Origin of the sequence: Polaromonas sp. YR568, from assembly GCF_943369415.1 — a bacterium.
Lineage (GTDB): Bacteria > Pseudomonadota > Gammaproteobacteria > Burkholderiales > Burkholderiaceae_C > Polaromonas.
In genome coordinates this window covers 101,060-112,572 of sequence record NZ_CALRNF020000012.1, presented here as the reverse complement: position 1 = coordinate 112,572, position 11,513 = coordinate 101,060, and the positions used below count along the sequence as shown (strand labels likewise).

Here is an 11,513-nt window from a genome sequence, read left to right as displayed (position 1 = left end):
GGCCGGGGTCGCCCGGCATGCGACTCACTTTTTTTGCTTCGCCAAAAAAAGTAAGCAAAAAAAGGCGACCCTGGTTGCTGCGTCCCCTGCGCTTCGCTCCGGGGCAACCTGCGGTGCTCGGTCCAGCCGGGGTCAAAAACAACTCGCCTGCGGCTCAAACAAGTTTTTGCCCTGATCCGTCTGGCCCTCCGCTCCTCGGCGCATCCACAAGGGGTGGGGACAGGAATACCGAACAGCCAACAGCCGAATGCAGAACCCGAATACAGAAAACCACAAGGACTCGCCATGGCGAGTCCTTGTTTGTATTTGTCTTCTTGGTATTTCGGTATTCGGTTCCCGATCCCGATTGCCCCTTGTGGATGCGCCGAGGAGCGCAGAGACAAGCGGATCAGGGCTGGCGTTGTCTGAGCGAAGCGAGTTTAGCCAGACCCCGCTTGGCTCGAGCACCGCAGGTTGCCCCGGAGCGAAGCGCAGGGGACGCAGCAACCAGGGTCGCCTTTTTTTGCTTACGTTCTTTTGGCGAAGCAAAAGAAAGTAAGTCGCCCGCCGGGGCGAGACCCGGCCAGCCGCCCTCAGCAAAGAGCGCAAAGCCGGAGCAAGACCGGCACCTACTGTGGTGGTGGCAGCACCCCATCCAGACTGCTCGCGTGCTGCTGGCAAAACAGCACCAGTTTCTCCACATCCTCTGATTTGTCGAACACCTCATCCGCCCCCAACTCGCGGCAGCGATGCAGGATGTTCTCCTGGCTATGGCTGGTCAGCACCACCACTTTCTGGCCGGGCTTGCGCTGCTGGCAGTCCTTGAGCACGCCGAAGCCCGAGCCTTCTGCGAGGAACAGGTCGACGATGGCCAGGTCCCAGTCTTCATGGTCGTGCAGCCACAGGCGCGCGCCGGTTTCGGAATCGGCATGGCCGACAAAGCGCAGCGGGGCGATTTCTTCCATGGCCTCGACCAGGGTTTTGCGTATGTCAGGCTTGTCTTCGACAAGAAACGCGTTGATGACCATGAAACTCCCCGAAGTGAATCAGCGACCTTAGCCCGCGTCCGCGGGCCGGCCTGTCGTCGGGCGTCATCGGGGTGCGTAGGCTCAATCCCACTTTAGGGCAGGGGCCGCGCCAAAGCCGTAACTTCGGGTAAGCCGGGTTAAAAAGCGCTAACAGGGTGGCAACCGGCCGCCAGCCGGTTGCCTGGCGGCGCTCAGTGGTGGTGGCCGTGCTCGCCGTGAACGTGGCGATGGGAGATTTCCTCTTCCGACGCAGCGCGCACGTCGGTGACCTTCAGGGTAAAGCGCAGGGCCTTGCCGGCCAGCGGGTGGTTGCCGTCCAGCAGGACGGTGTCGCCCTTGATCTTCACGACGTTGAAGACGTGCTGGCGGCCGTCCGCGCCGCGGCCTTCAAGCTGGCCGCCGACCTTGACCCCGGGCGGGAACTGCGTGCGCGGGATGGTTTGCACCAGGCTTTCGTCGCGCATGCCGAAGGCGTCCTGCGGCTCCAGCGCCAGCACGGTCTGGAAGCCCGGCTCCTGGCCGTCCAGCGCCTCTTCGATCTTGGGCAGGGTGTTGCCGTAGCCGCCGTGCAGGTAGACCATGGGCGCGCTGCTTTGTTCGACCAGCTTGCCCTGGGCGTCCGCCACCTTGTAGCTGAGGGTGACGGCGGTGTCTTTTCCGATTTTCATGGTGTTTTTCCGGGTGGTCCGGGATGCGTAAAAGCGCTGATTTTCGCCCAGCCGGGCAAAGCCGTCCGCAAGCGGGCCCGGCAAGCCGCATTGGCCCCGCGCCGCGTGGGGGGATTTGGCCCGTCACGCGGGCGCTGGCCGGCGGCATCCGTAGAATCATGCAACATGATAAGTTACATGAAATCAAAAGGCCGGCTTTCAGCCGTTTTGCACGCCCTGCTGCACATGGCCCACCGCCGGGGGCCGATGACATCGGACGAGCTGGCGGCCTGCCTGCGCACCCACCCGGTGGTGGTGCGGCGCACCATGGCGGGCCTGCGCGAGGCAGGCTTTGTGGTGTCGGAGCGTGGCCACGGCGGCGGCTGGGTGCTGGCGCGGGACCTGGCGTCCGTCACGCTGCTGGATGTGCAGATGGCCGTGGGCGCCGAAGAAGCGCCTGCCGGCGACGGCAGCCCGCACGCAGACGGCTGCGTCATCGAGCAGTCGGTGCAGCGCGCCCTGGCCGGCAGCCTGCGCGAAGCTGAGGCGCTGCTGGCCAAACGCCTGGGTGAGGTCACGCTGGCCGATTTGTCTGCCGACTTCAACGGCGCCATGGCCGCGCACGCTGCACACCATCCCAACGCCCTGCCTCCGGAGGCTTCTCATGCTGCATGACGCGATCATTGTGGGCGGCAGCTTTGCCGGCTTGTCGGCCGCGCTGCAACTGGCGCGCGCCAGGCGGAAGGTGCTGGTGATCGACGCGGGCCTGCCGCGCAACCGCTTTGCGTCGGAGTCCCACGGCGTGCTCGGGCATGACGGCAAGCCGGGCTCACAACTGCTGGCCGAGGCGCGGCAGCAGTTGCTGGCTTACCCCACGGCCAAAGTTTTCAGTGGCCGCGTGAGCCGTGTTCAAACGGGTGAGGCGGGCTTTGTCGTGGAGGCCGAAGAGGGCCTGCGCTGGTTCACAGGCCGCCGCCTGCTGCTTGCCACCGGCGTGTCGGACGTATTGCCCGGCATACCCGGCCTGAAGGCGCGCTGGGGCAAGACGGTGGTGCATTGCCCGTATTGCCACGGCTATGAAATCGGTGGCGGCGCCGTCGGCGTGCTGGGCACCGGCCCCATGTCGGTTCACCAGGCGCAGATGTTTGCCGACTGGGGCGATGTGACGCTGTTTACGCAAGGTGTGGTCGAGGTGTCGCCTGAAGAGCATGGGCTGCTGGCTGCGCGCAAGGTCAGGGTCGAGCCAACTCCCGTTGCCGAGCTGGAGGGCGCGGCGCCCGCGCTGGACGGTGTACTGCTGCAGGACGGCCGGCGTGTGGCGATCAAGGCCTTGCTGGTGGGCACGCAGGTGCGCATGGCCAGCCCGCTGGCTGAAGCGCTGGGCTGCGCGTTTGACGACTCGCCCTTTGGCCCTATCGTGCGCATCGATGCCTGGGGCACGACCAGCGTGGCCGGCGTGTATGCGGCCGGCGACATGGCACGCGTGCCGCACAGCATCACCTTCGCCACGGCCAGTGGCGTGGCCGCCGGCGTCAGGCTGCATTCCTCGTTGATCACGGAAGACGCGCAAAGCGGAGAAGCTGCCGCGGCGTAAACAGAAGGGCCGCCGGCTGGTTAAAGTGGTTGAAAGAGGCCGGAAAGCCCTCAATTGCCTCTTTCAACTTGTCCATTTTTTGCAGACGCCAGCCCATGAAACCGCCCGAGACTGAAACCATTGAGCTACTGCCCGTCAACGGTTCGCCCCGCCAGCTGTTTGTGCTGCTGCACGACGCGGGCGGTGCGGCCACCGACATGCTGGAGCTGGGCAACCTGCTGGGCGGGGCCTTCCCCGAAGCCGCCGTGCTGATTCCCGAGGGCCTGAGCGGCCCGCATGCCGACGCGGCGGGCGCCGCCGCGGCCGGGCTGGACGATGCGGCGGCCCTGGCCGCGCGCGTGGGGGCGCTCGCTGCCTTTGTGCGCGCGCAGCAGCAGCGTTTCGAGATCCTGCAGTCGGACACCGCGCTGGCCGGCTTCGGCGCGGGCGCCAGCCTGGCGCTGGCCTTCAGCGATGCGCATGACGGCCTGGCGGGCCGGTTGCTGTCCTTTGGCGGCGGCTACCAGGTGTGGCCGGCCCGCGCGCCCACGCTGACCACCCTGCACCTGCTGCACGGGCAAAACGACGAGGTGGTTCCGCTGGCGCGCACGCGCAGTGATTTTGACCACCTGATGGAGTTGGGCGCCGACGCGACGCTGGACGTGGCCCGTTCACTGGGCCATGAGCTGCATCCGGCGCTGATGGACCAGGCCGTGACCCGGCTGCAGACCTGTGTCCCGCTGCGGGCCTGGAAAGCTGTCTAGCGGCGCTCACCCCGTCCAGGCTCACTGCGTGTAGCCTGTTCCCCCCTCAAGGGGGCGGCGCCTGCGGGCTGGCAAAGCCAGTCCCGCGGCCCCCGCTGATAGTGCCCAAAGAATTCTTCAACCCAGCACGAGCCGCGGAACCGGCTTTGCCGGCCCGCAGGCGCAGCGGCCCCCTCGGGGGGCAGGAAGCTACACGCAGTGAGCGACCGTGGGGGCTTTTATCCGCAAGCCTGGAGTGGTTTGCCCGCTAACTGGAGCTTGAGTGCGTCGAGTTTTGCCTTGATCGCCGCATCGGCCGCCGGCAGCTTGAGCAGCTGGCCGCGCGTCTCGGGCCGCTCCTGCACCACCTTGGCGGTGCGCACGCCGCGCGTGGCGGCTTTGGCCAGTTCGCGTTCGGCCTCGGCCTGCGAGCCGTAGTGGCCCAGCGACAGGCCGGGCGCCAGCGCGGGATTGGCCAGGGCCTCAAAGGACACGCCCAGGCTACGCAGTTCCGCGCGCTTTTTGGCGAGGGCGTCTTCGCTGGTGTATTTGCCCATGTAGACGATCCAGCGGCCCGGCTCCACAGCGCTTTCCAGCGTCCAGCTGCCGACGGGCAGCGTGCTTTCCAGGCCGGTGCGCAGGGCGGTGCTTTGTTCGGGGGTGAAGAGGCCGGCCTGCAGGCATTCGGGGGCGGGTGGCGCCACGGCTGGGGGTGTGGCGGCGCTTTCCAGCTGGCGCGCGTCGGCGGCCGTCAGCAGCTGCATGGCCTGGGGGCGAATCTGTTGCGCGAGGCGCTGCGGCTCGGCTTGGGCGGCCGGGGCATAACCGTAGTCGGCCAGCAGGCCGTGCGTCCAGGCGAAGTAGCCGGCGTTGGCCAGCAGCAGTACCAGCGCCAGCAGCCTCAGCATGGGCGCGCGCCTTGCGCTGACGCCGCCGCCACGGGCCGCACGCTGACTTCGGAGCTGGTGATTTCTTTCATGCCAGCCGCAGTATGCACCAGCAGCGCGCCGTTTTCGCCCGCGCCGTGCGCCGTGCCGGTGGTGCCGTCGGACAGCTGCACCGCCTTGCCGGCCAGCACGTCGCGCGCCGCGAAACGCGCCTGGAAGGGCGCGAAGCCGAAGCGCTCAAACGCCTGCACCGCCTGCACCAGCGGCGGGATGATGCGCAGCAGCACGGCCGGCGCGTCGAGCCCGGGCAGCAGGTCCTGCAGGCTGCCGGGCGGAATGCCGGGCACGGCTGGTGCCGGCGCGGCGGGGTCCAGCGCCACCGCGCGGATGTTGATGCCTATGCCGATGACCACGTAGCGCACGCCTTCCCAGCTGGCGGTCTCGACCAGGATGCCGGCCAGCTTGCGCTCGCCCTGCGGGGTGGACAGCCAGAGGTCGTTGGGCCATTTGAGGCCTATGCGGGGTTTGCCGGTCTGGGAGGGCTGGGAAGACCTGAAGGGCTCCAGGCTTTCCGCCACGCTGATGCCGGTCACCAGCGACAGGCCCGACCAGTCGGCGGGCGCCAGCGGCAGGCCGAGCGAAAAGGTCAGGCTGTCGCCGCGCCGGCTCTGCCACTGGCGGCCGAGCCGGCCGCGCCCGGCCGTCTGCTGCTCGGCCACCAGCAGCAGGGGCTCGGGCCGGGGCTCCACCGTGGGGCTGCCTCGGAAGCGCCGCATCAGTTCGGTGTTGGTGGAGTCGATCTCGGGCAGGACCTCCACCGTAAAGCCCGGCAACAGGGGCGCCAAGGCTTCCCAGAGGGCCTCGGCGGGCCACCGGATGGGGGTGGATGGGGAATTGCTCATGAAAAGCTCAGGGCCTGTGGCCTGGCCGCCAACAGGGCGGGCCAAGGGGCAGGTGAAAGACCGCCTCAGTCCTTCTTTTTCTTCTTGGGCTTTTTGTCGGCTTTTTGAGCGGCCTTCTTTTCAGCCTTCTTTTTGTCAGCCTTGGCTTCGGCCTTTTTGTCGGCTTTCTTGCCGGCCTTCTTCTTGCCCCTGGATTTCTTGTCGTCGTCCTTGGGCGCCAGCAGCGTGCCGCGGCAGTTTTTCGCGCCGCACCAGCAGGGGTATTCGGCCAGCAGCTTCTTGGTGTAGGGCGCGTCGATGATCAGGCCGTAGTCGTAGAACAGCTCTTCGCCGGCCTTGATGTTGCGCAGTGCCTTGATAAAGACGCGGCCGCCCTCTTCATCGGCTTCGCAGTTGGGCTTGCAGCTGTGGTTGATCCAGCGGGAGGAGTTGCCGCCGTGCTTGGCGTCGATCACATGCTCTTCGTCGATGTGGAAGTAGAAGGTGTGGTTCGGGTCCTTGGGGTCGTGCGGGTGGCGGCGCAGCGCTTCTTTCCAGTTGATGATCTCGCCGATGTATTCGATCAGGGTCTCGCCTTCGGCCAGGTCCTGCACGGCGAAGACGCCCTTGCCGTGCACGCCGGAGCGCCGCGTCTGGATGCGCCGGCCGTCGGTGGCGGGCGCCGTTGCGGAGGGCTGGGAAGAATGCGGCGCGAGGGGCGCGGAAGCCTGGGTTTTTGACACGACGTATTTTTTTGGTATGGTTAATTCATGCATGTGCGCGTGCGTGCGCATGCGTGCGCACCCGCGCGCGTACATGCGCGAGAAGCCGCTATTGTAGTGACGCATCGCGATGCACCCCCTGGAGACCCCTTTATGTTCAAGCGCCGAGACCTGATACAGACCGCCGCGGCCCTCGTCGCCGGGCTGGGCCTGCCGGCGTGGGCCAAGGGCGGCGAAAGCCCCTTGCCCAAGCTCGGCAGCACCCTGGTGTTGCCGCCTGTGGCGCTGCTGGACGGCAGCGCCTGGAAGCCGTCCGATATGGCCGGAAAGACGCTTGTGGTGTACTGGTGGGCCAGCTGGTGCCCTTTTTGCGCCGTACAGTCGCCCCATATAGAAGCCTTGTGGCGGGCCCGGAAAGCCCAGGGGCTGGAGGTGCTGGCGCTGTCCATCGACAAGCAGCCGGCCGCGGCAGCCGCCTATATGAAGACGAAGAATTACAGTTTCCCCGCCGGGATGCTGACGCCGGAGGTGGCCAAACGCCTGCCCAAGCCCGTGGGACTGCCGGTGGTGGTGGTGCTCAAGGTGTCGGCGGACGGCCGTGACGGCCAGGTTGTATTTGCGGAAAGCGGGGAAATGTTCCCCGAAGATGTTGAAGGTTTGAAGAAGTACTTATGAAAACCCTGGTGATTGCAGAAAAACCCTCGGTCGCACAAGACATTGTGCGAGCGATCACGCCCACGGCGGGCAAATTTGAAAAGCACGACGAGTACTTCGAGAGCGACGAGTGGCTGGTCACCTCGGCCGTGGGCCACCTGGTCGAGATCCAGGCGCCCGAGGAATTTGACGTCAAGCGCGGCAAATGGAGTTTTGCCAACCTGCCGGTCATTCCGCCCTACTTCGACCTCAAGCCGATGGACAAGACCAAGACGCGGCTCAATGCCATCGTCAAGCTGACCAAACGCAAGGACGTAAGCGCCCTCGTCAACGCCTGTGACGCGGGCCGCGAAGGCGAGCTGATCTTCCGGCTGATCCAGCAGTACGCGGGCAGCAAGCTGCCGGTCAAGCGCCTGTGGCTGCAGTCCATGACGCCGGCCGCGATCCGCGAGGGCTTTGACAGCCTGCGCAGCGAAAAGCAGATGCAGGGCCTGGCCGACGCGGCGCGTTCGCGCTCGGAAGCCGACTGGATGGTCGGCATCAACGGCACCCGGGCCATGACGGCCTTCAACTCGCGCGACGGCGGTTTCTTTTTGACCACCGTGGGCCGCGTGCAGACGCCGACGCTGTCGGTGGTGGTCGAGCGCGAGGAAAAAATCCGCAAGTTCGTGAGCCGCGACTACTGGGAAATCCACGCGAGCTTCCTGGCCGAGGCTGGTGAATACCCGGCCAAGTGGTTCGACCCGAAATGGAAAAAAGCCGCGGCCAATGCCGCGAACGGCGAAGGCGCCGAGCCCGACCCCGAGCTGAGGGCCGACCGCGTCTGGTCCGAGCGCGAGGCGCTGGCGATCGCCGAGGCCGTGCGCGGCAAGGCCGCCACGGTGACGGAAGAAAGCAAGCCCACCACGCAGGCGGCCGGCCTGTTGTTCGACTTGACCTCCTTGCAGCGCGAAGCCAACGGCAAGTTCGGCTTCTCGGCCAAGACCACGCTGTCCATCGCGCAAAGCCTGTATGAACGCCACAAGGCGCTGACCTACCCGCGTACCGATTCACGCGCCTTGCCCGAAGACTATGTGCCGGTGGTCAAGCAGACCTTTGAAATGCTGGCCGCCAGCGGCATGAAACACCTGGCGCCGCACGCGGCCACGGCGATCAAGGGCAACTACATCAAGCCCAGCAAGCGCATCTTCGACAACGCCAAGGTGAGCGACCACTTTGCCATCATCCCCACGCTGCAGGCGCCCAGCGGCCTGAGCGAAGCCGAACAGAAACTCTACGACCTGGTGGTGCGCCGCTTCATGGCGGTGTTCTTCCCGAGCGCCGAATACCTGGTCACGACCCGTATTTCGCAGGCCGTCGGCCATAGTTTCAAGACCGAGGGCAAGGTGCTGGTCAAGCCGGGCTGGCTCGCGATCTACGGCAAGGAAGCCGCCGACGAAGTGGCCGACGCCAAGGACGGCGACAAGGGCCAGAGCCTGGTGCCGGTCAAGCCCGGCGAGATGGTGCGCGCCGAAACGGTCGAGGCCAAGGGCCTGAAGACCCGCCCGCCCGCCCGTTACTCGGAAGCCACGCTGCTGGGCGCGATGGAAGGCGCCGGCAAGACCATCGACGACGACGAGCTGCGCGAAGCCATGCAGGAAAAAGGCCTGGGCACGCCGGCCACGCGCGCCGCCACGATTGAAGGCCTGATCGCCGAGAAATACATGCTGCGCGAAGGCCGCGAGCTGATCCCCACGGCCAAGGCCTTCCAGCTCACGACGCTGCTGCGCGGCCTGGGTGTGGAAGAACTCTCCAAGGCCGAGCTGACCGGCGAGTGGGAACACAAGCTTGCGCAGATGGAGCACGGCCAGCTGAGCCGCGAGACCTTCATGGCCGAGATCGCCGCCATGACGGAAAACCTCGTCAACAAGGCCAAGGGCTATGACAAGGACACGATTCCCGGCGACTACGCCACGCTGTCGGCGCCCTGCCCCAATTGCGGCGGCATCATGAAGGAAAACTACCGGCGCTACACCTGCACCGGCAAGCACGGCGACGACGGCTGCGGCTTCAGCTTCGGCAAGACGCCGGCCGGCCGCACCTTTGAAGTGGCCGAGGTCGAGCAGTTCCTGCGCGACAAAAAAATCGGCCCGCTGGACGGTTTCCGCTCCAAGGCCGGCTGGCCTTTCACCGCCGAGATGGTGATCAAGTTCGACGAAGAGACGAAGAACTACAAGCTCGAATTCGATTTCGGCGACGACAAGAACGGCGAGACCGGCGAGATCGTCGACTTCGGCGAGCAGCAGTCGCTGGGCCCCTGCCCGCGCTGCGCCGCGCGCGTGTTCGAGCTCGGCAAGAACTACGTTTGCGAGAAGTCGGTGCCCACGCTGGCCCAGCCCACGCCGAGCTGCACCTTCAAGACCGGCCAGGTGATATTGCAGCAGCCGATCGAGCGCGAGCAGATGCACAAGCTGCTGGAAACCGGCAAGACCGATTTGCTCGACAAGTTTGTTTCCATGCGCACGCGCCGCCCCTTCAAGGCCATGCTGGCCTGGGACAAGGAAGCCGACAAGGTGAATTTTGAATTCGCGCCGTCCAAGTTCCCGCCGCGCAAACCGGCGGCCGCCAAGACCGGCACGGTGAAAACGCCTTTCGGCAAGACGGTGGCGGCCAAGGGCGCCACGCCGGCGGCGAAAAAGGTAGCGGCGAAAAAAGTCGCCGCCAAAAAAGCACCCGCCGCCAAAACCGCCAAGCCCAAGACGCCGCGCGTTGCCAAGCCGGGCGCCGGCCTCAAGCCCAGCGCCGCGCTGGCCGCGGTGATAGGCGCCGAGCCGGTGGCGCGCACCCAGGTCATCAAAAAGCTCTGGGACTACATCAAGGCCGAAGGCCTGCAGGACGCGGCCAACAAGCGCGCCATCAACGCCGACGCCAAGCTGCTGGCCGTGTTCGGCAAGCCTCAGGTCACGATGTTTGAGCTGGCCGGCATTGTCGGCAAGCACCTCACAGCCGAATAAGAGCCACTCAAAAACCCCCTCCTGGCGTTGTTGCAGCGGCCTTGCCGTGCCAGAGCTGACAGGCCCTTGGCACTGTCTGCGGCGGCGCGCCTAGCCAGGACCGCTTCGCTGGGTTTTGTGAGCGGCTCTTAAATCGGCGAGCCGGTGGTCTTTCAGGCCGCCGGCTCGGGCAACCGCCGCAGCGCGTGCAGTTGCGAGCTGAAGACCACGCAGGCCAGCAACGCAAAACCGCCCAGGGACAGCCAAAGGCAAGCGGCTTCGCCCCACCAGGCTCCGACAAGGCCGCCCAGTGCCGCTCCAATCGGGCGCGAGCCTGCGTTGGCGGTCAGGAACACGGCCGAAATGCGGCCCAGCACGGCGTGGGGTGTCACGCTCTGGCGCAAGGTGGCGGAGGTAATGCTCCAGACAATGGGGCCGGCGCCAAACAAGAAAAAAGCCGTGGCTGCCAGCACGCCGCTGGGTACGGCCAGCGTGGCCACCAAGCTCAGGGCGGCCAGCAGCGAGCTGGCCGGGCCGACCTGCATGGCCCGGCCGAAGGGCAGGGCCGCCACCACGCGCGGCGCCAGCAGCGAGCCCACCACCATGCCCGCGCCATAGCAGCCCAGCGTGAGGCCGACGCCCTGCGCCGTCAGGCCCAGCACGCGGACCGCATAGGGCACATAGGCCGCCTGCAGCACAAACCAGGAGATGTTCGAGATCATGCCCGCGAGGATCATGGTGCGCAGGAAGGGGTGGCGCCAGATAAATTGTGCGCCGTCGCGAACCTCCAGCAGGGGATGCCGCCTTGTGGCCGGCGTGCGCGCAGGCTCGGCCAGGCGCAGCAAGAGGCTCACGGCCGAAGCCGACAGCAGGGCGGCCAGCACAAACGCGGCCGGCGCGCCGGCCCAGGCGACCAGCGCGCCAGCCAGCGCCGGCCCGCCCGCGTAGGCCATGCTGCGGGCCAGTTCCAGCCGGCCGTTGGCGCGCGCCAGCAGCGTGCGCGGCACGATGGCGGGCACCAGCGCCGGCGCCGTCACGCTGAAACAGACGGTGCCCACCGCGCCGGCAAGGCCCAGCAATGCCAGCCCGGGAATCGACAGGTAGCCCGACAGCACCATCGCCAGCAGCCCTAGCAAAGACAGCGCGCGCAGGCATTCGGCCGCCACCATCAGGCGGCTGCGCGAGACGCGGTCGGCCAGCAGGCCCAGCGGGATGGCCAGCAACAGGAATGGCAGGGTCTGCAGCGCGGCCAGCAGGCCGACTTCACCCGGGCCGGCGCCCAACATCAGCACCGCTACCAGCGGCACTGCCGCAAGGCTCAGCTGTTCGGCCGATTGGGCTGCGAGGTTGGCCCAGGCCAGGCGTTTGAAGAGGACGGGAAGTGGGGCGTGCATCGCGGTTGGGAAAACGCCTATGCTACCCGGCGC

11 protein-coding genes are annotated in these 11,513 nt (G+C 66.6%); 5 read left to right on the top strand and 6 right to left on the bottom strand.

What is annotated here, in order from left to right:
• Nucleotides 1-608: 608 nt before the first annotated feature.
• Nucleotides 609-1,007 (bottom strand): response regulator, encoded by a 399-nt coding sequence (locus tag ACLV74_RS10060; protein ID WP_411879253.1) that lies wholly within the window; start codon nt 1,005-1,007, stop codon nt 609-611.
• 191 nt (nt 1,008-1,198) lie between these two features.
• Entirely contained in the window at nt 1,199-1,675 is a 477-nt protein-coding gene (locus ACLV74_RS10055; protein WP_411879252.1) for an FKBP-type peptidyl-prolyl cis-trans isomerase, read from the bottom strand.
• A 177-nt stretch (nt 1,676-1,852) separates the two neighbouring features.
• Here ACLV74_RS10055 and ACLV74_RS10050 point away from each other — a divergent pair, with 177 nt between their 5' ends.
• From ACLV74_RS10050 to ypfH, 3 genes are all read left to right on the top strand, one after another.
• On the top strand, nt 1,853-2,329 hold the full coding sequence (locus ACLV74_RS10050; RefSeq protein ID WP_411879251.1) for an Rrf2 family transcriptional regulator: 477 nt from the start codon (nt 1,853-1,855) through the stop codon (nt 2,327-2,329).
• Complete coding sequence (locus ACLV74_RS10045) at nt 2,319-3,248, top strand: NAD(P)/FAD-dependent oxidoreductase (RefSeq protein ID WP_411879250.1); 930 nt, start codon at nt 2,319-2,321, stop codon at nt 3,246-3,248. The genes ACLV74_RS10050 and ACLV74_RS10045 overlap by 11 nt, the downstream gene beginning before the upstream one ends.
• Nucleotides 3,249-3,343: 95 nt before the next feature.
• Nucleotides 3,344-3,991: an esterase gene (gene ypfH / locus ACLV74_RS10040; protein ID WP_411879249.1), complete on the top strand. Its 648-nt coding sequence runs from the start codon at nt 3,344-3,346 to the stop codon at nt 3,989-3,991.
• A gap of 218 nt (nt 3,992-4,209) precedes the next feature.
• Here the strand turns inward: ypfH and ACLV74_RS10035 are convergent, their stop codons facing one another.
• The 3 genes from ACLV74_RS10035 to ACLV74_RS10025 form a co-directional block, all read right to left on the bottom strand.
• Entirely contained in the window at nt 4,210-4,878 is a 669-nt protein-coding gene (locus ACLV74_RS10035) for an SPOR domain-containing protein (protein ID WP_411879248.1), read from the bottom strand.
• Complete coding sequence (locus tag ACLV74_RS10030) at nt 4,872-5,759, bottom strand: biotin--[acetyl-CoA-carboxylase] ligase (RefSeq protein ID WP_411879247.1); 888 nt, start codon at nt 5,757-5,759, stop codon at nt 4,872-4,874. Before ACLV74_RS10030 ends, ACLV74_RS10035 begins: the two co-directional genes overlap by 7 nt.
• 65 nt (nt 5,760-5,824) lie before the next feature.
• Nucleotides 5,825-6,514, bottom strand: a complete 690-nt coding sequence (locus tag ACLV74_RS10025) for an SET domain-containing protein (protein ID WP_411879246.1) — start codon at nt 6,512-6,514, stop codon at nt 5,825-5,827.
• Nucleotides 6,515-6,613: 99 nt separating this feature from the next.
• On the opposite strand from ACLV74_RS10025, the gene ACLV74_RS10020 reads away from it, so the two are divergent.
• Entirely contained in the window at nt 6,614-7,135 is a 522-nt protein-coding gene (locus ACLV74_RS10020) for a TlpA disulfide reductase family protein (RefSeq protein WP_411879245.1), read from the top strand.
• Entirely contained in the window at nt 7,132-10,107 is a 2,976-nt protein-coding gene (locus tag ACLV74_RS10015; RefSeq protein ID WP_411879244.1) for a DNA topoisomerase III, read from the top strand. The genes ACLV74_RS10020 and ACLV74_RS10015 overlap by 4 nt, the downstream gene beginning before the upstream one ends.
• A gap of 152 nt (nt 10,108-10,259) precedes the next feature.
• Here ACLV74_RS10015 and ACLV74_RS10010 read toward each other — a convergent pair whose 3' ends face one another.
• Entirely contained in the window at nt 10,260-11,480 is a 1,221-nt protein-coding gene (locus ACLV74_RS10010) for an MFS transporter (protein ID WP_411879243.1), read from the bottom strand.
• Nucleotides 11,481-11,513: the final 33 nt, after the last annotated feature.

Excerpts from the sequence above, each read along its gene's own strand:
- ACLV74_RS10060 (WP_411879253.1), bottom strand. The coding sequence starts at position 1,007 with ATGGTCATCAACGCGTTTCTTGTCGAAGACAAGCCTGACATACGCAAA.
- ACLV74_RS10055 (WP_411879252.1), bottom strand. The coding sequence starts at position 1,675 with ATGAAAATCGGAAAAGACACCGCCGTCACCCTCAGCTACAAGGTGGCG.
- ACLV74_RS10050 (WP_411879251.1), top strand. The coding sequence starts at position 1,853 with ATGAAATCAAAAGGCCGGCTTTCAGCCGTTTTGCACGCCCTGCTGCAC.
- ACLV74_RS10045 (WP_411879250.1), top strand. The coding sequence starts at position 2,319 with ATGCTGCATGACGCGATCATTGTGGGCGGCAGCTTTGCCGGCTTGTCG.
- ypfH (WP_411879249.1), top strand. The coding sequence starts at position 3,344 with ATGAAACCGCCCGAGACTGAAACCATTGAGCTACTGCCCGTCAACGGT.
- ACLV74_RS10035 (WP_411879248.1), bottom strand. The coding sequence starts at position 4,878 with ATGCTGAGGCTGCTGGCGCTGGTACTGCTGCTGGCCAACGCCGGCTAC.
- ACLV74_RS10030 (WP_411879247.1), bottom strand. The coding sequence starts at position 5,759 with ATGAGCAATTCCCCATCCACCCCCATCCGGTGGCCCGCCGAGGCCCTC.
- ACLV74_RS10025 (WP_411879246.1), bottom strand. The coding sequence starts at position 6,514 with ATGCATGAATTAACCATACCAAAAAAATACGTCGTGTCAAAAACCCAG.
- ACLV74_RS10020 (WP_411879245.1), top strand. The coding sequence starts at position 6,614 with ATGTTCAAGCGCCGAGACCTGATACAGACCGCCGCGGCCCTCGTCGCC.
- ACLV74_RS10015 (WP_411879244.1), top strand. The coding sequence starts at position 7,132 with ATGAAAACCCTGGTGATTGCAGAAAAACCCTCGGTCGCACAAGACATT.
- ACLV74_RS10010 (WP_411879243.1), bottom strand. The coding sequence starts at position 11,480 with ATGCACGCCCCACTTCCCGTCCTCTTCAAACGCCTGGCCTGGGCCAAC.